Origin of the sequence: Streptomyces sp. NPDC093568, assembly GCF_044764945.1 — a bacterium.
GTDB lineage: Bacteria > Actinomycetota > Actinomycetes > Streptomycetales > Streptomycetaceae > Streptomyces.
On record NZ_JBIWJD010000006.1, the window covers coordinates 429,485 to 452,745 of the forward strand.

Annotated in this window: 19 protein-coding genes; 15 read left to right on the forward strand and 4 right to left on the reverse strand. The window is 71.2% G+C overall.

Annotated elements, in window-relative coordinates:
• Positions 1-31: 31 nt before the first annotated feature.
• Positions 32-988: a calcium-binding protein gene (locus ACIRD7_RS25785; protein ID WP_403457244.1), complete on the forward strand. Its 957-nt coding sequence runs from the start codon at positions 32-34 to the stop codon at positions 986-988.
• Positions 989-1,010: 22 nt separating this feature from the next.
• Here ACIRD7_RS25785 and ACIRD7_RS25790 read toward each other — a convergent pair whose 3' ends face one another.
• A complete protein-coding gene (locus tag ACIRD7_RS25790; protein ID WP_403457247.1) occupies positions 1,011-2,753 on the reverse strand; it encodes a dolichyl-phosphate-mannose--protein mannosyltransferase in 1,743 nt (580 codons plus the stop codon).
• Between the two features lie 62 nt (positions 2,754-2,815).
• Here ACIRD7_RS25790 and rsmI point away from each other — a divergent pair, with 62 nt between their 5' ends.
• From rsmI to ACIRD7_RS25845, 11 genes are all read left to right on the forward strand, one after another.
• Positions 2,816-3,664 carry a 16S rRNA (cytidine(1402)-2'-O)-methyltransferase gene (gene rsmI / locus ACIRD7_RS25795; RefSeq protein ID WP_403457250.1) on the forward strand — a complete coding sequence of 283 codons (849 nt, stop codon included), beginning with the start codon at positions 2,816-2,818 and terminating at the stop codon, positions 3,662-3,664.
• Positions 3,665-3,855: 191 nt separating this feature from the next.
• Positions 3,856-4,263: a hypothetical protein gene (locus ACIRD7_RS25800; protein ID WP_403457253.1), complete on the forward strand. Its 408-nt coding sequence runs from the start codon at positions 3,856-3,858 to the stop codon at positions 4,261-4,263.
• Positions 4,264-4,310: 47 nt separating this feature from the next.
• Positions 4,311-5,192 carry a TatD family hydrolase gene (locus ACIRD7_RS25805; RefSeq protein ID WP_403457256.1) on the forward strand — a complete coding sequence of 294 codons (882 nt, stop codon included), beginning with the start codon at positions 4,311-4,313 and terminating at the stop codon, positions 5,190-5,192.
• 140 nt (positions 5,193-5,332) lie between these two features.
• Entirely contained in the window at positions 5,333-6,736 is a 1,404-nt protein-coding gene (locus ACIRD7_RS25810; RefSeq protein WP_403457258.1) for a ubiquitin-like domain-containing protein, read from the forward strand.
• 61 nt (positions 6,737-6,797) lie between these two features.
• On the forward strand, positions 6,798-7,682 hold the full coding sequence (rsmA, locus tag ACIRD7_RS25815) for a 16S rRNA (adenine(1518)-N(6)/adenine(1519)-N(6))-dimethyltransferase RsmA (protein ID WP_403457259.1): 885 nt from the start codon (positions 6,798-6,800) through the stop codon (positions 7,680-7,682).
• Positions 7,683-8,591 (forward strand): 4-(cytidine 5'-diphospho)-2-C-methyl-D-erythritol kinase, encoded by a 909-nt coding sequence (locus ACIRD7_RS25820; protein ID WP_403457262.1) that lies wholly within the window; start codon positions 7,683-7,685, stop codon positions 8,589-8,591.
• Positions 8,592-8,772: 181 nt separating this feature from the next.
• Positions 8,773-9,891 carry a peptidoglycan recognition family protein gene (locus ACIRD7_RS25825; RefSeq protein WP_403457264.1) on the forward strand — a complete coding sequence of 373 codons (1,119 nt, stop codon included), beginning with the start codon at positions 8,773-8,775 and terminating at the stop codon, positions 9,889-9,891.
• Positions 9,892-10,058: 167 nt separating this feature from the next.
• Complete coding sequence (locus ACIRD7_RS25830; RefSeq protein WP_403457267.1) at positions 10,059-11,867, forward strand: ABC-F family ATP-binding cassette domain-containing protein; 1,809 nt, start codon at positions 10,059-10,061, stop codon at positions 11,865-11,867.
• Positions 11,868-12,103: 236 nt separating this feature from the next.
• On the forward strand, positions 12,104-13,867 hold the full coding sequence (locus ACIRD7_RS25835) for a PQQ-binding-like beta-propeller repeat protein (RefSeq protein ID WP_403457270.1): 1,764 nt from the start codon (positions 12,104-12,106) through the stop codon (positions 13,865-13,867).
• Between the two features lie 81 nt (positions 13,868-13,948).
• Positions 13,949-15,811, forward strand: coding sequence for a PQQ-binding-like beta-propeller repeat protein (locus tag ACIRD7_RS25840; protein ID WP_403457273.1), 1,863 nt, complete (start codon positions 13,949-13,951; stop codon positions 15,809-15,811).
• 306 nt (positions 15,812-16,117) lie between these two features.
• A complete protein-coding gene (locus tag ACIRD7_RS25845) occupies positions 16,118-16,801 on the forward strand; it encodes a LuxR C-terminal-related transcriptional regulator (RefSeq protein WP_403457275.1) in 684 nt (227 codons plus the stop codon).
• A 136-nt stretch (positions 16,802-16,937) separates the two neighbouring features.
• Here ACIRD7_RS25845 and ACIRD7_RS25850 read toward each other — a convergent pair whose 3' ends face one another.
• Positions 16,938-17,288, reverse strand: coding sequence for a hypothetical protein (locus ACIRD7_RS25850; RefSeq protein ID WP_403457277.1), 351 nt, complete (start codon positions 17,286-17,288; stop codon positions 16,938-16,940).
• 20 nt (positions 17,289-17,308) lie between these two features.
• Positions 17,309-19,042: a sodium:solute symporter family protein gene (locus ACIRD7_RS25855; protein ID WP_403457278.1), complete on the reverse strand. Its 1,734-nt coding sequence runs from the start codon at positions 19,040-19,042 to the stop codon at positions 17,309-17,311.
• A gap of 160 nt (positions 19,043-19,202) precedes the next feature.
• Between ACIRD7_RS25855 and galT the strand changes: the two genes are divergently transcribed.
• The 3 genes from galT (at position 19,203) to galK (ending at position 22,518) form a co-directional block, all read left to right on the forward strand.
• Entirely contained in the window at positions 19,203-20,288 is a 1,086-nt protein-coding gene (galT, locus tag ACIRD7_RS25860; RefSeq protein WP_403457280.1) for a galactose-1-phosphate uridylyltransferase, read from the forward strand.
• Positions 20,285-21,247, forward strand: coding sequence for a UDP-glucose 4-epimerase GalE (gene galE, locus ACIRD7_RS25865; RefSeq protein WP_403457282.1), 963 nt, complete (start codon positions 20,285-20,287; stop codon positions 21,245-21,247). Before galT ends, galE begins: the two co-directional genes overlap by 4 nt.
• Before the next feature lie 98 nt (positions 21,248-21,345).
• Entirely contained in the window at positions 21,346-22,518 is a 1,173-nt protein-coding gene (gene galK / locus ACIRD7_RS25870; RefSeq protein ID WP_403457284.1) for a galactokinase, read from the forward strand.
• Between the two features lie 40 nt (positions 22,519-22,558).
• On the opposite strand, the gene ACIRD7_RS25875 is transcribed toward galK, so the two are convergent.
• Entirely contained in the window at positions 22,559-23,020 is a 462-nt protein-coding gene (locus ACIRD7_RS25875; RefSeq protein WP_403457506.1) for a GNAT family N-acetyltransferase, read from the reverse strand.
• Between the last annotated feature and the right edge of the window lie 241 nt (positions 23,021-23,261).

Sequence of the window (23,261 nt, forward strand, 5' to 3'; positions counted from 1 at the left end):
GGTCACCGCAACCGGGCCCGGAGGTCCTCCCGTGCCGTATCGATTCACCCGTTTTCTCGCGCATCGCGCCGCGACCGTACTGGTCCTGGCACTCGGCACGGCCCTCGCCCTGCCGGTGGCTCTGAGCCCGAAGCGCGGCAACCCGGCGCCGGCCGCCACGGCCGGGCTGAAACAAGGGATCGAGTACAAGGCGGCGCCGGGGCAGAACAACAGGGTGACCGTCACGGAGTCGTCGGCCGGCCGCCTCGGCGTCCGGTACGTGATCGACGACGTCGTCCCCATCGCCCCGGGAAAAGGCTGCGCCTACGTCAGCGACGCCGACCGCACCAAGGTCTCCTGCACGGCCCCGATCGGTGAGATGGCCACGGACCCCGTCCGCACGCTGCTCCTGCAGCTCGGCGACGGCGAGGACAGCGCCGACGGCCATGTCGTCGCCGACGACAGGTACGACCTGGGCTACACGGAGATCAACCTGGGCTCCGGCAACGACACCTGGACCGGCACGGGACGCGAGGCGCTGCACGTCTTCGGGTGCCCGGGCGACGACACCATCACCGCGAGCGGCTACATGAGGGTGGTCGGTGGCCCCGGTGACGACACCCTCCACGCCGGTGGCGACGTAGGCGTCCAGGGCGGCCCCGGCGACGACGTGCTCCTGGGCGGGGCAGGCACCCAGTCCCTGTCCGGCGAGCAGGGCGACGACTCGATCCAGGGCGGCCCCGGCGACGACCACCTCTACGGCAACCAGGGCAACGACGTCCTGTACGGCGACGACGGCGACGACGTGCTGTGGGGCGAGAGCCGGGTGGGCAACGGCTTCGAACCGGCGAGGGTCGAGAAACTCGGCAAGAAGCGCGACGACAAGCTGCACGGCGGCCCCGGCGCGGACAGGCTCTACGGCGGACCGGGCCCGGACGAGCTGTACGGCGGGCCGGGCACGGACCAACTGGACGGCGGCACCAGCCCGAACACGATGGTCCAGGACTGACACCGCCCGACCGGCCCCCGGGCTAGACCCAGGTGTCCAGCCACATCCGCGACCGCCAGTCGTCGATCGGGATCGCCTGCCCGGTGTAGATCGGCCAGAAGTAGATGAAGTTCCACGCGATCAGCAGCACCAGCACCCCCGCCCCCGTGGCCCCCGCCACCCGCCGGGTGTCGCTGGAGCCCGGTGGGCCGATGATCGCGCCGAGGAGCATCGCCACGGCCAGGCAGAGGAAGGGGAGGAAGACGACGGCGTAGAAGAAGAAGATGGTGCGTTCCTGGTAGAGGAACCAGGGGAGGTAGCCCGCCGCCACACCGCAGGCGATGGCGCCCGCGCGCCAGTCCCGGCGGAAGACCCAGCGCCACAGGATGTAGAGGACCGCGAAGGCCGCCACCCACCACAGCAGCGGGGTGCCGAGGGCCAGCACCTCGCGGGCGCACTTCTCGCCCGCGTCGACCGGGCAGCCGTCCTTGCCGGGGGCGGGGGACTCGTAGAAGTAGGAGACCGGGCGGCCGACGACCAGCCAGCTCCACGGGTTGGACTGGTAGGTGTGGGGGGAGGAAAGGCCGACGTGGAACTCGTACACCTGGTGTTCGTAGTGCCACAGGCTGAGCCACCAGTCGGGGAACAGCCATGACCAGCTGCTGGAGCGGCCGTTGGCGCTCGCCCAGTCGCGGTAGTAGCCGCCGCTGCCGTCGGTCGGGGAGAGGATCCAGCCCGTCCACGACACGATGTAGGTGACGATCGCCACCGGCACCGTCGCGAGGAACGCCAGGCCCAGGTCGTGCTTGACCACCGCCGTGTACGGGTGATGGGCGCCGGCGACCTTGCGGGCGCCGACGTCCCAGAGGACCGTCATCAGGCCGAACGCGACCAGGAAGTACAGGCCGTTCCACTTGGTGCCGATGGCCAGGCCCAGCATCAGACCGGCCAGCCAGCGGTAGGGGCGCCGGCCCAGGCGCAGGGTTTCCGCGAGGTGCGCGTCGGGGCGGACCCGGCCGTCCGCGTCGACCGGCAGGGCCGCGGCGAGTTTCGCGCGGGCCCGGTCCCGGTCGAGGACCAGGCAGCCGAACGCGGCCAGCACGAAGAACATCAGCACCCCGTCGAGCAGCGAGGTGCGCGCCATCACGAAGGCCAGCCCGTCCACCGCCATCAGCCCGCCCGCGAGGCAGCCGAGGAAGGTCGAGCGGAAGATACGGCGGCCGATGCGGCACAGCATCAGGACGGCCAGGGTGCCCAGCAACGCCGTCATGAAGCGCCAGCCGAAGGGGTTGAACCCGAACATCAGCTCGCCGAGCCCGATGACGTACTTGCCGACCGGCGGATGTACGACGTACGCCGCGTCCTTGGGGATCGGCACGTCGCCGTTGGTCGACAGGATCAGGTCGTTGACGTTCTTGTCCCAGTTGACCTCGAAGCCCCGGTGGACGAGCGCCCACGCGTCCTTGGCGTAGTACGTCTCGTCGAATATCACCTTCTTCGGGTTGCCCAGGTTCCAGAACCGCAGCAGGCCGGCCAGCAGCGTCACCAGCAGCGGACCGCCCCAGCCCGACCAGCGCGCGACCTTCTCGGCGAGCGGGCGCGAGACGCCGAGGAACTGCCACATCCGCGGGCTGGGCCGGACGTACGGCGGCACCAGCTGGTCGCGTACGTCGCCTCTGGGCGCCGCCGCGTAGCCGAATCGGCGCAGCCGCTGCTGCCACGACGGCCGCTGCTCGTGCGGCGCCTGGTCCTGCCGGGTGTCCATGGAGGACGCGGTACTGGTCACCGCGCCATCGTAGGGAACACGTCTGTGACAGTCGCGCGGATGCGCCCTGCGAGGATGGAAACGTGACAGGAACCCTTGTTTTGGCAGGCACTCCCATCGGCGACGTCAAGGACGCCCCGCCCCGGCTCGCCGAGGAACTCGCCGGCGCGGACGTGGTCGCCGCCGAGGACACCCGGCGGCTCAAGCGCCTCACCCAGGCGCTGGGCGTGCAGCCGGGCGGGCGGGTCGTGTCGTATTTCGAGGGCAACGAGTCGGCCCGCACGCCCGAGCTGGTCGAGGCGCTGCTGGCGGGCTCGCGGGTGCTGCTGGTGACCGATGCCGGGATGCCGTCCGTGTCCGACCCCGGGTACCGGCTGGTCGCGGCGGCGGTCGAGAAGGACATCCGGGTCACCGCCGTACCGGGACCGTCGGCCGTGCTCACCGCGCTCGCGCTGTCGGGGCTGCCGGTGGACCGGTTCTGCTTCGAGGGGTTCCTGCCGCGCAAGGCGGGGGAGCGGCTGGGGCGGCTGCGGGAGGTGGCCGAGGAGCGGCGCACGCTCGTCTACTTCGAGGCCCCGCACCGGCTCGACGACACGCTCGCCGCGATGGCCGAGGTGTTCGGCGCCGAGCGGCGGGCCGCCGTGTGCCGGGAGCTGACCAAGACGTACGAGGAGGTCAGGCGGGGCGGGCTGGGGGAGCTCGCGGCCTGGGCGGCGGAGGGCGTGCGCGGGGAGATCACCGTCGTCGTCGAGGGGGCGCCCGAGAAGGGGGCCGGCGATCTCGACGCGGCGGAGCTCGTGCGCCGGGTTCGCTTCCGCGAGGAGGCGGGGGAGCGGCGCAAGGAGGCCATCGCGGCCGTCGCGCTGGAGGCGGGGCTGCCCAAGCGCGAGGTCTTCGACGCCGTCGTGGCGGCCAAGAACGCGGGGGCGTGAAACGCCGTGTGAGCAGGGCGTATATCGCATGAGCGTGCGCCCCATGCCGGGGTAAAGCGCTCCGGCCCTTTCGGCAAGGAACGTCCAAGTCGGCGCCAACACTGGACAGATCCCGTGCCTCGGCTCCCGCGGAGGAGTCCACTGGGTGATGGGACGCGAACCGTCCCACCCAGCGGACCACAGGAGCTGGCATGAGTGAGATCGCACAGCAGACCACGGGCCTTCGCAGCGCCGCGACCGCCGTCGTCCACGAGTCGTATTCGTTCGCCTGCATGCGCTGCGGGCACGGCTGGGAGCAGTCGTACGAGATAGAGCACCACGTAGACGGCGACGGCCGGGAGTTCGTGATGTACGTCGCGAACGGCCAGGTCGTGCCGTCGCCGCTGAGCCGGCCCGCGTGTCAGAACTGCGACGGCCACATCGTGCGGATCATGGCCGCCGGCCAAGTGTCCTCCGTGCAGAACTCCCTCCACCGCCCGCGCCCGGTCCCCCGGCAGGTGGGGTCCGAGCCGGCCGCGGGAGCGGTGGAACCGGGGTCGAAGGAGCACCACTGGCATCTCTCCGATCTGCTGCACGTCTTCCACCGCAAGGCGAGCTGAGCCGAGCGGCCGGCCTGCCGGGCATGCCCCTTTCGTAGGATCGGGGCATGCCTTCGAACGCCGTCGACAAGCACGCCGCCCCGCCCCTGCCGGAACCCCTGCGGGTACCGGTCGCCGACTCGCACACCCACCTCGACATGCAGTCCGGCACCGTCGAGGAGGGCCTCGCGAAGGCGGCCTCCGTGGGGGTGACCACGGTGGTGCAGGTGGGCTGTGACGTACGCGGCTCGCGGTGGGCGGCCGAGACGGCGGCGGCGTTCGACGCCGTGCACGCGACCGTCGCCCTGCACCCCAACGAGGCGCCGCGCATCGTGCACGGCGACCCCGACGGCTGGTCCCGGCAGGGGGCGCGCGAGCCCGGGGGAGCGCGGGCGCTCGACGAGGCGCTCGCCGAGATCGACCGCCTGGCCGCGCTCCCCCAGGTCAAGGGCGTCGGCGAGACCGGCCTCGATTACTTCCGCACCGGGCCCGAGGGCAAGGAGGCGCAGGAGGCGTCCTTCCGCGCCCACATCGAGATCGCCAAGCGGCACGGCAAGGCCCTGGTCATCCACGACCGCGACGCCCACGCGGACGTGCTGCGGGTGCTGAAGGAGGAGGGCGCCCCCGAGCGGACCGTCTTCCACTGCTACTCCGGGGACGCCGAGATGGCGCAGGTGTGCGCCCGCGCCGGCTACTTCATGTCCTTCGCCGGCAACGTCACCTTCAAGAACGCCCAGAATCTGCGGGACGCGGTCGCGGTGGCCCCGCTGGAACTGCTCCTCGTGGAGACCGACGCGCCCTTCCTCACGCCGGCGCCGTACCGCGGACGGCCCAACGCGCCGTATCTCATTCCGATCACGGTGCGCGCCATGGCGGCCGTACGGGGGATCGAGGAGGACGTGCTGGCGGCAGCCCTCGGCTCGAACACGGCACACGCCTTCGGTTACTGACCGATAACGCCGGGTAACGCTCGCACGGGTTTACGCCGCGCGCCTCGCCACTGTGCGTAGTCGCGTCGCTTTGGCGAGCAACCGACCCTCCGCTAGGTTCTGGTGGCCCGAAACGGACCCCGCCGCTGGAGCGTGTCGTCGTGAGCAACGCGCAGTTCGAGACGTACGGCCCGACCCCGGCCCACGGGCCCTGGGCGTACGGCGGCTTCGACCCGTACAGCGCCCAGACGCTGACGTACGGGGTGCCCCACCCCTACGCGCCGCGTACGGACAGTTACGAAACCGGCTACGACAGCCACGAGTCGCACGGGGCGCACGACACGCACGGGGCGTACGAGGACACGTACCGACCCGCGTACGAGATGAGCGAGGAGGCGCATCCGCCCGTCGTGCGCCCCCGCAGCGGGCGGCGCGCCGCGCACCGGCGCAGGGCGCGCGCGGCCGAGCGGGGTGACGGGACCATGCGCCGGCTCGTCCCGCAGGCGCTGGTCGTGGCGTTCCTCGCGGGCGGCACGAGCGCGTTCGTCGCCAAGGACAAGGCCGTCGAGCTGAACGTGGACGGCAAGGAGCGCAGCCTGCACACCTTCGCGGACGACGTCACCGAACTGCTCACCGACGAGGGCGTGGAGGTGGGCGCGCACGACATGGTCGCGCCCCCGCGCGACGCGGACCTCGCCCACGGCGACGAGGTCGCGGTCCGTTACGGACGCCCGGTGCGGCTCACCCTCGACGGCCAGCGGCGCGAGGTGTGGACGACCGCGCACACCGTGGAAGAGGCGCTGACCCAGCTGGGGGTGCGAGCGGAGGGCGCGTATCTGTCGGTCTCGCGCTCCCGGCGCATCGGACGGCAGGGGCTCACGCTCGACGTGCGCACTGAGCGGACGGTGACCGTCATGGCGGACGGGCGGGCACGCACGATCCGGACGAACGCCGCGACCGTCGGCGAGGTCGTGGAGCAGGCCGGGATCACCCTGCGCGGGCAGGACAGCACCTCCGTCCCGCTGGAGAGCTTCCCGCGCGACGGGCAGACGGTCACCGTCCTGCGGATCACCGGCCGCAAGGAGATCCGCGACGAGGCGATCCCGTTCGCCGTGGAGCGCGTCGACGATCCCTCGGTCTTCAAGGGCACGGAGGTCGTCGAGCGGGCCGGACAGGCGGGGCTGCGGCGGCTCACGTACTCGCTGCGCACGGTCAACGGCGTCCGGCAGAAGCCGCGCCGGCTCAGGTCCGAGGTGGTGCGCGAGCCGCAGACGCAGATCGTCAAGGTGGGCACGAAGCCCCTGCCGACGTCCGTCAGCGGCGCCGGCCAGCTGAACTGGGAGGGGCTCGCGGCGTGCGAGTCCGGAGGACGGGCGGACGCGGTGGACTCCTCGGGGACCTACGGCGGGCTGTACCAGTTCGACACCCACACCTGGCAACGCCTCGGGGGCAAGGGGCGGCCGCAGGACGCGCCGGCCGAGGAGCAGACGATGCGGGCGAAGAAGCTGTACGTGCGGCAGGGGGCGAGCCCCTGGCCGCACTGCGGGGGGCGGTTGCACAGGTGAGGCCCGGTGCGCGGGCCGCGGCCGGGCGATCGCGTCCGGCGGCGCCCCGTACCCTTGTCGGGTGAGCAGCCCCACCCCCGACGCCCTCCTGGGCCCCGCCGACGTCCGAGAACTCGCGGCAGCCCTCGGTGTGCGCCCCACCAAACAGCGCGGCCAGAACTTCGTGATCGACGCGAACACGGTCCGCCGTATCGTCCGCACCGCGGAGGTCCGCCCCGACGACGTGGTGGTCGAGGTCGGTCCGGGGCTCGGCTCCCTCACGCTCGCCCTGCTGGAGGTGGCCGACCGCGTCACCGCCGTCGAGATCGACGACGTGCTCGCCGGCGCGCTCCCCTCCACCATCGCGGCGCGCATGCCGGAGCGCGCCGACCGGTTCGCGCTGGTGCACTCCGACGCCATGCACGTCGCCGAGCTGCCGGGCCCGCCGCCCACCGCGCTGGTCGCCAACCTCCCCTACAACGTGGCCGTCCCGGTCCTCCTCCACATGCTCGCCACCTTCCCGAGCATCGAACGCACCCTCGTCATGGTGCAGTCGGAGGTCGCCGACCGGCTGGCCGCCGCCCCCGGCTCCAAGGTGTACGGCGTGCCCTCCGTGAAGGCCAACTGGTACGCCGAGGTCAAGCGGGCCGGCGCCATCGGGCGCAACGTCTTCTGGCCCGCGCCGAACGTCGACAGCGGCCTGGTCTCCCTGACCCGCCGCACCGAGCCGATCAAGACCACCGCCGCCAAGCGTGAGGTCTTCGCCGTCGTCGACGCCGCCTTCGCCCAGCGCCGCAAGACGCTGCGCGCCGCCCTCGCCGGCTGGGCCGGTTCGGCGGCGGCGGCCGAGGCGGCCCTCGTCGCGGCCGGTGTCTCCCCGCAGGCGCGTGGAGAGGCCCTGACCGTCGAGGAGTTCGCGGCCATCGCGGAGCACAAGGAAGCCGCCCAGCACAAGGAGTCCGAGTAAGTGAGCGCGAGCGTCACCGTACGGGTCCCGGCCAAGGTCAACGTCCAGCTCGCGGTCGGCGCCGCCCGCCCGGACGGCTTCCACGACCTGGCCAACGTCTTCCTCGCCGTCGGCCTCTACGACGAGGTCACCGTGACCCCCTCGCCCGACGGACCGCGCGTCACCTGTGAGGGCGCCGACGCCGACCAGGTCCCCCTCGACCGTACGAACCTCGCCGTCCGCGCGGCCGAGGCGCTCGCCACCCGCTACGGCCGCACCCCCGACGTGCACCTGCACATCACCAAGGACATCCCGGTCGCCGGCGGCATGGCGGGCGGCAGCGCGGACGGCGCGGGCGCGCTGCTCGCCTGTGACGCGCTGTGGGGCACCGGCGCCTCCCGCGAGGAACTCCTCGAGATCTGCGCCGAGTTGGGCAGCGACGTGCCGTTCAGCCTGGTCGGCGGCGCGGCCCTGGGCACCGGGCGGGGCGAGAAGCTGCGCCCGCTGGACGTGGGCGGCACCTTCCACTGGGTGTTCGCGATGGCCGGGCGCGGGCTCTCGACGCCGGCCGTCTTCCGTGAGTTCGACCGGCTCGGCGAGGGCACCGACATCCCCGAGCCCGTCGCCTCCCAGCCGCTGCTCGACGCGCTCGCGAAGGGCGACCCGGACGCGCTCGCCGCCGCCGTCTCCAACGACCTCCAGCCCGCCGCGCTCTCCCTGTTCCCGGAGCTCGCCGACACCCTCGCGGCCGGCCTCGCCGCGGGCGCGCTGACCGCGCTCGTCTCCGGCTCCGGCCCGACCACGGCGTTCCTCGCCCGCGACCCCGAGTCGGCGGCGAAGGTGGCCGAGGCGCTGCGCACGTCCGGCACCTGCCGCGCGGTGCGCACGGCGTCCGGGCCCGCGCCGGGCGCCACCGTGCTGCCCGCGTGAGCCGCGTACTCACAAGTAGGCGTTCTTCGCCCGATCTCCACACGGATGTACTGCGAACGCGGTACACGAGGGACGGGTGGGGCGGTTAGGGTCGCTTGACGTTTCAACCGCCGGGCCATGGCGTCACGCCACAGCTCTGCCCGGCGCACCGTCAAGTGCACTTCTGGAAGGGGACACTCCTGTGTCCGAATCCCCCACCCCCACTCAGTCGTCGCATCGTAGAAAGCGCTCCCTGTCCCGCCGCGGCATGATCGCCGCGGGCGGGGCGGTGGCCGCCGGGGCGGCACTCACGCCGATGGTGTTCGCGGCCGGCGACTCCGACGGGACGGACGGCTCCGCCCCCGCCGCCGGTGATTCCGGTACGACGCCGCAGAAGTTCCCCGCCACCCGCACCGAGGCCGCCACCGGCACCGGCGAGGCCACCACCGCCTTCGCCGCCTCCTACGTCGGTGTGCGCTGGTCCGGCGCGAAGGAGGGCGCCGCGATCCGGCTCGCGGACGGCAACTGGCAGACCCTGACGAGCGGTTGCGCGACCGTCGACTCCGGCGGCACCGCCCTGGTCGCGGCCGGCGACGCCACCGAGTACCAGGTGAAGGCCGCGGCCGACATCGACGGCGTGCGTTCGCTGGCGATCGACACCACCGGCGGCCCGGACCGCACGTTCCACGTGCCGAGCGAGCCCACGCGCGTGCGCGGCGTCCGCTACCTCTCGCGCCCGGCCTGGGGCGCCGACGAGTCCAAGCGGTACAAGGACGGCAAGGTCAACTCGCCGGAGACGTACTATCCGCTGCAGATCATCACGGTCCACCACACCGACACCCCGAACGCCGATCCCGACCCGGCCGCCACGGTCCGCGCGATCTACGAGTTCCACGCGATCACCAACGACTGGGGCGACATCGGCTACCACTTCCTCATCGACGAGGCGGGCAACGTCTACGAGGGCCGCTACTCCGGCGACGACGGCATCCCCGCCTTCAACCCGGACGGCGACCTCGTCACCGGCTTCCACTCCGTCGGCTACAACTCCGGCGCCCTCGGCATAGCCCTGATCGGCACCCTCGACCAGCAGGGCCCGACGGACGCGGCCAAGGCCTCCCTGGTCCGGCTGATCAAGGTGATATCCCGGTTCAAGGGCCTGGATCCCGAGGCGCGGGTGACGTACGTCAACCCCGTCAACGGCACGAGGAAGGACACGAACACGGTCGGCGGGCACCGCGACTACTTCGCCACCGAATGCCCCGGCCAGGTCATGTACGACCTGCTGGCCGAGGTCCGCGCGGCGGCCGCCGGCCGCTGACGCCGACCAGGACGGTGCGTCCCGGGGACCACGGGGGATCCCCGGGGCGCACACCCTTCCCGGACCTCTGTGCGGCCCCGCGTCCGGGCCGGGCCCGGCGCGGGTGCGGGGCTGTCGGCGAGCGCGACTACCCTGGAGGATCGATCGTCCCCCTGGGCAGGAGAGAAATGGCCGTCAACCTGGTCAATGTCGAGAACGTCAGCAAGGTGTACGGCACCCGTGCCCTGCTCGACGGCGTGTCACTCGGCGTCTCCGAGGGGGACCGCATCGGCGTCGTGGGCCGCAACGGCGACGGCAAGACGACCATGATCCGGATGCTGGCCAGGCTGGAGGAGCCCGACACCGGCCGGGTCACCCACTCCGGCGGACTGCGCCTCGGCGTACTCACCCAGCACGACTCCCTCGACCCCGAGGCGACCGTCCGGCACGAGGTCATCCGCGACCTCGCCGACCACGAGTGGGCCGGCAACGCCAGGATCAGGGACGTACTGACCGGCCTCTTCGGCGGCCTCGACCTGCCCGGCTTCCCGCAGGGACTCGACACCGTCATCGGTCCCCTCTCCGGCGGCGAGCGGCGCAGGATCGCGCTCGCCAAGCTGCTCATCGAGGAGCAGGACCTGCTCGTCCTCGACGAGCCCACCAACCACCTCGACGTCGAGGGCATCTCCTGGCTCGCCCAGCACCTGCGGGAGCGGCGCTCCGCGCTCGTCTGCGTCACCCACGACCGCTGGTTCCTCGACCAGGTCTGCACGCGCATGTGGGACGTGCAGCGCGGCGACGTCTTCGAGTACGAGGGCGGCTACTCCGACTACGTCTTCGCGCGGGCCGAGCGCGAGCGCATCGCCGCGACCGAGGAGGTCAAGCGGCAGAACCTCATCCGCAAGGAGCTGGCCTGGCTGCGCCGCGGAGCGCCCGCGCGCACGTCCAAGCCGCGCTTCCGGGTCGAGGCCGCCAACGAGCTGATCGCGGACGTGCCGCCGCCCCGGGACAGCAGCGAGCTGATGAAGTTCGCCTCGTCCCGGCTCGGCAAGACGGTGTTCGACCTGGAGGACGTCACCGTCCAGGCCGGCCCCAAGGTGCTGCTGAAGCATGTGACCTGGCAGCTCGGACCGGGCGACCGGATCGGCCTCGTCGGGGTCAACGGCGCGGGCAAGACCTCACTGCTGCGCGCCATGGCCGAGGCCGCGCGGACCGAGGGCGAGGCGCAGCCGGCCGGCGGGCGGATCGCGGTCGGCAAGACCGTCAAACTCGCCTACCTCTCCCAGGAAGTGGCCGAGCTCGACCCGAACACGCGCGTTCTGGAGGCCGTTCAGCAGGTGCGCGAGCGCGTCGACCTCGGCAAGGGGCGCGAGATGACGGCCGGACAGCTGTGCGAGACGTTCGGCTTCGGCAAGGAGAAGCAGTGGACGCCGGTCGGGGACCTGTCCGGCGGTGAGCGCCGCCGCCTCCAGCTCCTGCGTCTGCTGATGGACGAGCCCAACGTCCTCTTCCTCGACGAGCCCACCAACGACCTCGACATCGAGACGCTCACCCAGCTGGAGGACGTCCTCGACGGCTGGCCCGGCTCGATGATCGTCATCTCCCACGACCGGTTCTTCGTCGAGCGCACCACCGACCGGGTGTTCGCGCTGCTCGGCGACGCGACCCTGCGGATGCTGCCGCGCGGCATCGACGAGTACCTGGAGCGCCGCCACCGCATGGAGGCCCAGGTCGCCGCCGCGGCCGCCGCTCCGGCCGCCGAGAAGGCCGTACCGGAGCGGAGCGCGGCCGACGCGCGCGCCGCCAAGAAGGAACTGCAGAAGATCGAGCGACAGCTCGACAAGCTCTCCGAGCGGGAGACCAAGCTGCACACGCAGATCGCCGAGCACGCGACCGACTTCGCGAAGGTCGCCGAACTCGACGCCGAGCTGCGCGACTTGGCCGGTCAGCGGGACGAACTGGAGCTGCGCTGGCTGGAACTGGCCGAGGACGCGTAGCGCTCCGGCGCGTCCCTCCGGGTCCCTCCGCACGCCCTGTGAAGGGGGCGTGAAGGCGCATAACGGCGGCATCACAGCGTGGTCCTCCCTTGGGAACAGGGGAGGAGAGGGGTCGGTGTGCTGTCGGTGGCGGGTGATAGAAAGGGCCGCCTGAGAACAGTCTGAGAAAAGCTGGTGTGGCGGAAACGCGACGGCACAGAACGTGGCACCACACCGGTCTCAAGGGGGAACCGCTCATGAGCCAGCCGCCCAACCAGCCGCCGCAGGGCGGTTTCGGCGCGCCGCAGGACCCACGGCAGGGCGGCTTCGGCGCGCCGCAGCCCGCGCAGCCGAGCCAGCCGCCGCAGGCCCCGCCCCCGCCGCAGGGCCCCCCGCAGACGCCGCCGCCCCCGCAGCCCGGTTACGGCTACCCGCAGCAGCCTCCGCAGCCGGGCGCGTACCAGTCCGGCCCGTACGCCCAGCCGCCCCAGCCCCAGCAGCAGCCGGGGCCGTACGGCTATCCGCAGCAGCCCGCGCCGGGTTACGGCTACCCGGGCCAGCCGCAGTACCCCGGTGCCCCCGGCGCGCCCGGCGGCTCGCGCAACCCCTTCAAGGGCAAGCCCGCCCTCGCCATCGGTGCCGCGGTCGCGGCGCTGCTCGTCATCGGCGGCACCGTGTTCGCGGTGACCAGCGGCGGGGACGACAAGGACGACAAGCCCGTCGCCCAGCAGAGCGACGACCCCAAGGGCTCGGACGGGCCGTCCGCCTCCGACGGCGGCAGCGAGGGCGGCGCCGACCCGGAGAACCTCAACGAGGGCCGCCAGGCGGGCGAGTCGAAGGTGCTCTGGTACCAGCCGGCACCCGACGCGCCCAAGTCCGGCGCCGACGCCTCCGGCATGTGGATCACCGACAAGACCGCGGTGAAGGCGGCGTACAAGCAGCTCTTCGCCTACAACGTCGGTGACGGCAAGGCCACTTGGGACCCGATCACCTTCCCCGAGAAGATCTGCGCGGTCACCCCGCAGAAGTCCGCGAGCGACAAGATCGTCGTCGCGTACATGAGCGGCGGCAGCGACCGCGCCAAGTGCAACCAGCTCCAGCAGATCGACCTCAACAGCGGCGAGCAGGGCTGGAAGGGCACGGTCGCCAACGGCGCGCTGTTCGACAGCACGCTCGACGTCGAACTGTCCATCACCGGCAAGACGTTGATGGTGGGCCGCTCCCAGTCCGGTACGGCGTTCGACATCGACAGCGGCAAGAAGCTGTGGGACAAGACGCGGTTCGGCGACAAGTGCTTCCCCGACGCGTTCGCGGGCGGCGGCAAGCTGGTCGCCGTCGCGTCCTGCGACGCCTCCGGCACCAACGAGCACGACGAGGTGCAGGAGCTCGACCCGGCGACCGGCAAGGCGAAGTGGACCCTGAAGTTCGACAAGGGCTGGCGGGTCGCGCGCGTCTTCTCCCTCGACCCGCTGGTCATCTACGGCACCAACGAGGACAAGAAGGCGTGGAACATCTCCACGTTCGACTCCGCCGGCAAGATCCGCTCGCAGGTCGACGTCGACCTGGAGATCGGCGCCGAGTGCGGCTGGGCCATCCTCCAGCGTGACCTGACGGGCTGCTCCGGCGTGGTCGCCGACGCGAACACCCTCTACATGCCGACCAAGGCGACCGCCAGCGCCAACGAGATCGTCGCCATCGACCTCGGCAACGGCAAGGAGAAGTGGCGGGTGAAGTCCCCGGCGGAGGAGACGATGCTGCCGATCAAGGTCGAGGACGGCAAGCTCATCGCGTACGTCCAGCCGTCGTACGACGCGGGCGGCCAGGTCGTGTCGATCCCGGTCACCGGAAGCAGCCACGAGCCGGCCAAGCTGCTCCAGAACCCGGCGAGCGCCGCGGACATCGAGAACGGCTTCTTCTCCAAGGCGTACGACTACGTCGACGGGCGCTTCTACCTCTCCAGCACCCGGCTGAGCGGCAACGACGAGGCCAAGGAGAAGCTGATGCTCGCCTACGGCAAGTAGAGCGAGCAGCCCGCACCCCGCGCCGTCGTCCCCTTCGCCTCCGCCGCGCCCGCCGTCCCCCTCCCCTGAGGTACCCACGCCATGACCCAGCCGCCGCCTCCGCCGCCCAACCAGCCTCCGCAGGGCGGCTTCGGCCCGCCCCCGACCCCGCCGCAGCCGCCCCAGGGCCCGCCCGCGGGCGCCCCCGGGCAGCCCGGATACGGCTATCCCCAGGCGCCCCAAGCCCCCCAAGCCCCCCAAGCCCCTCAGGCACCTCAAGCTCCCCAGGCACCCCAGCCGCCGCAGGGACCACCGCAGGGACCACCCCACGCCCCTCCGCCCGGCTACGGCTACCCCGCCCAGCCCCAGCCCCAGCAGCCCGCCCCGTACGGCCAGCCGCCCAACCCCTACGGCCAGCCTCAGAACCCGTACGCCCAGCAGCCCGGCTACGGCTACCCGCAGCAGACCGTGCCGCTGCACCCCCAGCCGGGACAGACCGCCGGTGGCGGGGGCCGGAACGGCTCGCAGCTGGCCGTCATCATCGCGGCCGCGGTCGTGGTGATCGCCCTGATCATCGGCGGTGGCGTCTGGTACGCGAAGTCCGGTGACGAGGGTGGCAAGGACGACACCGCAAACTCCAGCGGCGGCACCGGCGGCGGGGGCGACGACCAGGGGAGCGGCGGCTTCGACGCGCCCGACGGCACGGAGAAGGCGCCCGGTAACCCCTCCTCCCAGGTCCTCTTCCAGGTTCCGGCGCCCGACGTCGACGACGACAGCAGCATCGTCGTGTCCGGCTCGTGGCTGACCGACAAGGCGTACGTCAAGAGCGGCGTCGCCGAGATCGTCGGCTACGACCCCGACAAGGGCGGCAAGTTGTGGTCGGTCAAGCTGCCCGGCCCGGTCTGCCAGGCCGCCAGGCACGTCAGCGAGGACGGCGTGACCGCCGTCGCCTTCGAGCCCGCGATGCCGACCAAGGAGAAGCCCTCGCACGGCTGCACCCAGGTCGCGGCGATCGACCTCGACGCCGGCAAGAAGCTGTGGACGAAGTCCGCGAAGGGCGAGGACGGCCCGGTCCGGTACGACAACATCACCCTCAGCGGGGGCACCGTCGCGGCCGGCGGCACCAGCGGCGGCGCCGCGTGGGACCTCGAGTCCGGCAAGCAGCTGTGGATCCCGAAGGCCAACGACAGCTGCTACGACCTCGGGTACGCGGGCGGCCCGAAGATGGTCGCGGTCCGCAAGTGCGGCACCTACGCGCAGCCCCAGCTGCACATCCAGACCATCGACCCGAAGTCCGGGAAGGTGATCTCCGAGTACAAGATGGCCGCGGGCGTCGAGTACGCCAGCGTGATCTCCACCGAGCCGCTCGCCGTGGCCGCCGAACTCGGTCAGTCCGAGGACGCGATCGGCATCACCGACGTCTTCTCGATCGACAACAAGACCGGCAAGCTGCGCATCCGCATCTCCGTGCCGGGCGACAAGTTCGCGGCCCGCTGCTCCGGCGTGACCACGATCGAGGCGTGCACCGGCATCGTGGTCGGCAACGACCGGCTCTACGTGGAGACCGAGCAGCACGACGGCGGCGGCGAGTACGGCCAGACCAACGAGATCGTCGCCTTCGACCTGGCCACCGGCAAGCAGACCGGGCAGCGCGCGGACGCGGGCGACCGGTACACGATCACGCCGCTGCGGATGGACGGCGGCAATGTGATCGCGTACAAGCGACCGCCGTACGACAAGGGCGGGCAGATCGTCAGCATCGACGGCGGCAGCTTCGAGGAGACGAAGCTGCTGGAGAACCCGGCCACCCGGGCGGTGCGGGACGTGGAGATGCGGATGTCGCCGGAGTACTCCGAGATCCTCTACTCGCAGGGGCATCTGTACATGGCCGCCAGGTTCGCGAGCGAGCTGGGCAGTTCGGACACCAAGAAGACGCATGTGATCGCGTTCGGCGCGACCGGCTGACGCCGGCGCACGAAAGGGCGCGCGAACGGCCCCGTCCCTGCTCGGGGACGGGGCCGTTCGCGTACCGCCTCATCGGCGTCGAATGCGGGGAAAGCCAGAAAATCCGCCGTTCCGGGGCACTTCTCGCCGGTAGGGGGAGCGCAACGTCGAACAAGCGTGTAGCTTCCGGGGGCATGAAGGGCGGGGGAGCCGGGAGGGGGCTTCTGTCCGCGCGGACCAGTGGGCATCCATAGTGGGGCATCCGGACCGGATCGGTCGGTCCTGGGTATTGATGGTGATCCATTGGGGGGACTGGGGGGTTGCTCGATGGGAGTGCGGCTCATGGTGGTCGACGACCACCGATTGCTCGCCGAGGCGCTGGCCTCGGCACTGAAGTTGAGGGGGCACCGGGTGCTGGCCGCGGCGGCGCCCGCCGCGGGGGCGGCGGAGCTGGTGATCACACGGGCGCCCGAGGTGTGCCTGCTGGGGACGGCCACGCCCGCGGAGCCGGGGATGTTCGACCCGGTGGCGAGGATCAAGCGGGAACGGCCGCAGGTGGCGGTGCTGGTGCTCGGTCCCGTGCCGAGCCCGCGCGGGATAGCGGCGGCGTTCGCGGCGGGGGCCTCCGGCTATGTCCGGCACGACGAACGCATAGAGGGCGTCGAGCGAGCGATCATGAAAGCGCGGGCGGGGGAGGCGGCGGTCGCGCCCCAGCTGTTGCAGGGAGCGTTCAGCGAGTTGCTCAACCCCGCCGCGCAACCGGACGACGAGGGCCAGCGCCTGCTCCAGATGCTCACTCCCCGGGAGGTCGAGGTCCTGGTCCGGGTGGCCGACGGCGAGGACACCCGCCTGATCGCGGCCGGCATGGGCATCGCCCCGTCCACGGCCCGCACCCATGTCCAGCGGGTCCTGATGAAGCTGGGCGTCGGTTCGAGGCTGGAAGCGGCGGCACTGGCGGCACGAACGGGGTTGCTGGACCGGGCGGGCCCGCTGACGCACGAGGAGACGTGACGTCTGTTTAGCCTGTCCGGCGTTTGAGGACGAGGCCCTTTCGGGGCCGAAGCGGGGGTCCGGGGGCGGCAGCCCCCGGGGACGGGACGGGTAGGGGCGGCGGGGGCGAAGAAAACCCGCCCGCCCCCACCGGCAATCAGCCCTTCGGCTCCTCCCCGGGCACGGACCCCGGCTCAACCGGTGGCGGCGGAGCCGCAGGCCGCAGCTTCAGCCACGCCAGAAAGAACAGCCCGAGCAGCAGCATCCCCAACCCGGTCCACAGGTTGATGTTGATCCCCTCGGCCTTGTCGATCGTGGCATCGTCGTCGGTGATCCCGACGATCGTGACGATGACGCCGTAGAGCACGAACAGCCCGCCGATGATGCGCCGGATGTCGAACAGCCGGGCGGCCGTCTCGGACTTCTCCTGGAGCTCGGTGACCTCGCGCTGGACGTCCTGCTCGGAGTACCCGGAGGACCGGGGGTGTTCGGATTGGTGGTCGGTCATGGTCGGTCAGCCCTCCGTCGTCAGAGCGAGAACGAGAACGGGATGTAGCAGGCGGCCGCCAGCACCACCGCGCCCCAGCCCAGCAACGCCGGCTTGCGGTACCACGCGTCGTCGCCCGCGGCGGGCGGCTCGGCCATGCCGGGCGACCGGGTGCCGTAGACCAGCCCCTGGAGTTCCTCCGTCGGCTTGGGGGCCGTGAACAGGGAGACGGCGACCATGACGACCGCGCCGGCGACGAAGCCCGCGATCGCGGAGACGAAGTTCGCGCCCTGGTCGGAGGGGATGGAGATGATGTCCTGCTTGTAGAGGACGAAGTAGTTCACCATCGCCGCAGTGGTGCCGGCCAGCAGGCCCCAGAAGCCCGACTTCATCGACGCCCGGCGCCAGAACATGCCGACGATGAAGACCACGAACATCGGCACGTTGAAGAAGGAGAACAGCGTCTGGAGGTAGCTCATGATGTTGGAGAAGGACGACGCCAGGAACGCCGTGCCGATCGACGCCAGCACACCGATCGCCGTGATCAGCCGGCCGAAGCGGACGTAGTAGGAGTCCTCGCGGTCCTTCACCACGTACTTCGCCCAGATGTCCGTGGTGAACACGGTGTTGAAGGACGACACGTTGGCCGCCATGCCCGCCATGAAGGCGGCCAGCAGCCCGGTCACCGCGATGCCGAGCACGCCGTTGGGCAGCAGACCCTCCATCAGATACGGGATGGCGTCGTTGTACTGGTAGCCCGACTCCTCCGTGCCGAAGCCCGGGACCAGGGCCGCGGCCGCGAGCCCCGGGATCATCACCAGGAACACGATGAAGATCTTCGGGAACGCCGCGATCAGCGGGGTGCGCTGGGCGGCCGACAGGTTCTTCGCCGACAGCGCGCGCTGGACCTCCGCGAAGTTCGTCGTCCAGTAGCCGAAGGAGAGCACGAAGCCGAGGCCCAGGACGATGGTCAGCCAGTTCGCGCCGAGCGGGTTGGGGTCGCCGATGCCCGTGCCGCCCCAGGCGGTGACGAAGTCGTCGCCGTGGGTCTGGGTCAGCTTGTCGCTCAGGCCGTCCCAGCCGCCCACCTTCTTCAGCGCCAGCACGGTGATCGGGATCAGCGCGGCCAGGATCACGAAGAACTGCAGGACCTCGTTGTAGATCGCCGAGGACAGCCCGCCGAGGGTGATGTAGGCGAGCACGAAGAACCCCGCGACGACGATCGCCACCCACTGGGGCCAGCCCAGCAGGGCCTCGACCACGATCGCCAGGGCGTACAGGTTCACCCCGGCGATCAGGATCGCGGCGAAGGCGAACAGGACCGAACTGAGCAGGTGCGCCCACTTGTCGAAGCGCAGGAGCAGGAACTCGGGGACCGAGCGGACCTTGCTGCCGTAGTAGAAGGGCATCATCACCAGGCCCAGGAAGACCATGGCCGGGATGGCGCCGATCCAGTACCAGTGGACGGTGTAGGCACCGTACTGGGCGCTGTTGGCGGCCATGCCGAGGATCTCGGTGGCGGCGAGGTTGGCGGAGATGAACGCCAGGCCGGTGACCCAGGCGGGCAGGGAGCGGCCGGACAGGAAGAAGTCGAGGCTGGTCTTCACCGAGCGGCGGGCCGCGAATCCGATGCCCAGGACGACGACGAAGTAGATCCCGAGGAGCGTGTAGTCGAGCCAGTTCGTGGGGAGCCGTAGCTCCGCGGCGAGGTGGATGGGGGATGTTGTGGGGGATGCGGCGGGATATGCAGTGGGGGAAATTGTGGGGGTTTGCATATGTACTCGCTTCGTTGCGCGAACCGATACAGAGCGGAACCTACGCCCCTGCGTTCAGTAATTGAACATGCCGGATGATGCTCTTTGTTTGATTGTGATGTTGACCGAGGGTGGTGGGTTGTGTTTCTGTGTGTTTAGTTCTGTTCGATGGGAGTCTGGCGTGAAGAAGACCTCGACCCGACTGGCCGACGGTCGCGAGCTCATCTACTACGACCTGCGCGATGACACCGTGCGGGACGCGGTCGACCGCCGTCCCCTGGACCGGACCGTCACGTCCTCCGAGGTCCGCCACGACGTCCTGCTCGGGGACTCCGTCGCCATCGCCTCGCACCGGCAGGGCCGGACCTACCACCCGCCGGCCGACCAGTGCCCGCTGTGCCCTTCCGCGGGCGACCGGCTGAGCGAGATCCCGGACTCGTCGTACGACGTCGCCGTCTTCGAGAACCGCTTTCCCTCCCTCGCCGGGGACTCCGGGCGCTGCGAGGTCGTCTGCTTCACCTCCGACCACAGCGCCTCCTTCGCCGACCTGACCGAGGAGCAGGTGCGGCTCGTGCTCGAAGCGTGGACCGACCGGACCTCCGAACTGTCCTCGCTCCCCTCCGTCGAGCAGGTGTTCTGCTTCGAGAACCGCGGCGCCGAGATCGGCGTGACGCTCCAGCACCCGCACGGGCAGATCTACGCCTACCCCTTCACCACGCCGCGCACCGCCCTGATGCTGCGCTCCGTCGCCGCCCACAAGGAGGCCACCGGCGGGGAGAACCTCTTCGACGCCGTCCTGGAGCGTGAACTCGCCGGCGAACGGGTCGTCCTGGAGGGTGAACACTGGGCGGCCTTCGTGCCGTACGCCGCGCACTGGCCGTACGAGGTCCACCTGTACCCCAAGCGCCGCGTGCCCGATCTGCTGGCGCTGGACGAGGACGCCCGCTCAGAGTTCCCCAAGGTTTATCTGGAACTCTTGAGGCGCTTCGACCGGATCTTCGATGGGCGGGATGGAGGGGAAACCTCTGTGAGTGAATCTCCTACGCCGTACATCGCCGCCTGGCATCAGGCGCCGTTCGGCACGCTGGAGGACTTCGAGGGCGCCGTGCGGGACGACTTCGCACTTCACCTCGAGCTTTTCACCATCCGCCGCACTTCCGGCAAGCTGAAGTTCCTCGCGGGTTCCGAATCCGGCATGAGCGTGTTCATCAACGACGTGCCGCCGGAGCGCGCGGCCCAGCGACTGCGAGAGGTAGCGAGTAGATGAGTGGGAAGTTTCTGGTCACCGGTGGGGCGGGCTACGTGGGCAGCGTGGTCGCGCAGCACCTGATCGAGGCCGGCGAGGAGGTCGTCGTCCTCGACAACCTCTCCACCGGCTTCCGTGAGGGTGTGCCGTCCGGGGCGTCCTTCGTCGAGGGCGACATCCGCGACGCCGCCAAGTGGCTGGACTCCTCCTTCGACGCGGTGCTGCACTTCGCCGCGTTCTCGCAGGTCGGCGAGTCGGTCGTGAAGCCCGAGAAGTACTGGGACAACAACGTCGGCGGCACCATGGCGCTGCTCGGCGCCATGCGCGAGGCGGGCGTGCGCAAGCTGGTCTTCTCCTCCACGGCCGCCACCTACGGCGAGCCGAAGGAGGTGCCGATCGTCGAGTCGGCGCCGACGCGGCCCACGAACCCGTACGGCGCCTCCAAGCTCGCCGTCGACCACATGATCACCGGCGAGGCGGCGGCCCACGGCCTCGGTGCCGTCTCCCTGCGCTACTTCAACGTCGCCGGCGCCTACGGCGAGTACGGCGAGCGCCACGACCCCGAGTCGCACCTCATCCCGCTGGTCCTCCAGGTCGCCCAGGGCAGGCGCGACGCGATCTCCGTCTTCGGCGACGACTACCCGACGCCGGACGGCACCTGCGTGCGCGACTACATCCACGTCGCCGACCTGGCCGACGCCCACCTGCTGGCGCTCAAGGCGGCCACCCCGGGCGAGCACCTCATCTGCAACCTCGGCAACGGAGAGGGCTTCTCCGTCCGCCAGGTCATCGAGACCGTCCGCCAGGTCACCGGGCACCCGATCCCCGAGGTCGTGGCCCCGCGCCGGGGCGGCGACCCGGCGGTCCTGGTCGCCTCCGCCGGCACCGCCCGCGAGCGGCTCGGCTGGAACCCCCGGCGGGCGGACCTCGCGGGGATCGTCGCGGACGCCTGGGAGTTCGCGCAGCGACGCGGCAAGTAGTCTCCACGGCCGGTACGAAACGGCCGTAAGTTCTACGGCCCGGCCGGTCAACTCACCGGCCGGCAGGGCCGGTTCAGAGGGAAGGTCAGGGTCAGGGGATGAGCGTCGACACGGCAGCCGCGGTCGCCGAGCGGTTCAGGGAGCTGTACGGGGCCGGGCCGGAGGGGGTGTGGGCCGCGCCGGGCCGGGTCAATCTGATCGGCGAGCACACCGACTACAACGACGGCTTCGTCATGCCGTTCGCGCTGCCGCACACCGCGGTCGCCGCGGTCTCGCCGCGCGCGGACGGCGTGCTGCGCCTGCACTCGGCGGACATCGAGGGCGACGCGGGCGGCGTGGTGGAGTTCCGCGTCGACGAGCTGGCCCCGGAGTCCGACCGGAACTGGACGGCGTACCCGTCGGGCGTGGTCTGGGCGCTGCGCGAGGCCGGGCACCCGGTGACCGGCGCCGACATCCATCTCGCCTCGACGGTCCCGGCGGGCGCGGGCCTGTCGTCGTCGGCGGCGCTGGAGGTCGTCGTGGCGCTCGCCCTGAACGACCTGTACGCCCTCGGCCTCAAGGGCTGGCAGCTGGCCCGCCTGTGCCAGCGCGCGGAGAACGTGTACGTCGGCGCCCCCGTCGGGATCATGGACCAGACGGCGTCCGCGTGCTGCGAGGCCGGCCACGCGCTGTTCCTGGACACCCGGGACCTCTCGCAGCGGCAGATCCCGTTCGACCTGGCCGCCGAGGGCATGCGGCTGCTCGTCGTCGACACCCAGGTCAAGCACTCGCACAGCGAGGGCGAGTACGGCAAGCGGCGCGCGGGCTGCGAGAAGGGCGCCGCGCTGCTGGGCGTGGACGCGCTCCGGGACGTGCCGTACGACGAACTGGACGCGGCGCTCGACCGGCTCGGCGACGACGAGGAGGTGCGCCGGCTGGTGCGCCATGTCGTCACCGAGGACCAGCGCGTCGAGCGGGTCGTGACGCTGCTGGAGTCGGGCCGGACGCGCGCGATCGGCCCGGTCCTGACCGAGGGGCACGCCTCCCTGCGGGACGACTTCCGCATCTCCTGCCCGGAGCTGGACCTGGTCGTGGACACCGCCCTGGCGAACGGCGCCCTGGGGGCCCGGATGACGGGCGGCGGCTTCGGCGGCTCGGCGATCGTGCTGGCCGAGGCGGCCGACGTCGAGGCCATCACGAAGACCGTGGAGGAGGCCTTCGCCACGGCCGGGTTCACCACGCCCCGCGTGTTCGAGGCGGTCTCGGCGGCGGGGGCGCGGCGCCTGAGCTGACCAGGCGAGAGCGAGGTCGGTGTCTGGGACGACACCGACCTCAGCTTGCTCCCAGGTGTTTGATCAGCGTGTACTCCGTGATCCCCGGCGGATAGTCCGGAACCACGCACACCACCTCGTACCCGTGCCGCTTGTAGAACTCCGGCGCCTGGAAGTCCCATGTCTCCAGGCGGGCGGCGGTGCAGCCCCGTTCGGTGCGGGCCATGCCCTCGGCATGTGCGAGCAATTGCGAACCGAGACCGCTGCCGCGATGGCGTTCGTCGACCCACAGGTAGGTGACATGGAGCCAGGTGGTCCAGGTGTGACCGACCAGGCCGCCGACCATGTCGCCGGTGTCGTCCAACACCCAGACATGGAGCGGAAGTTCACGTTCACCTGGGGTTCCGCGCAGGGCGCGCAGGACCGGGGAGGCCGCGGTGTTGGTGTCGAGCAGCCGGCGGCGGAGCAGATCCCGCCGTGATTTGTCGACTTCTGTCTCCAGACGAAACATGCGGCTCACCATAAACGCGTTGGCCAACCAGTTCTGCAAATTACCTTCCGCTCCTGCCCCCCGCCCGTACTCTGATGAGCAGCACCGGTGGGGGCCGGAGCTGATCAGGGGGCGAGACAGGTCGGGTTCGACGCCCGAAGTGGGGGTAGCAGTTCTTGCACGGCGGCGGCCGTGCGGCCATCCGCGCTTCGGGCGTCGTGCCCGCGACGGTGTTCGTCTCCCGATGTCGTCCTCATGACGATGGGGTATCCCC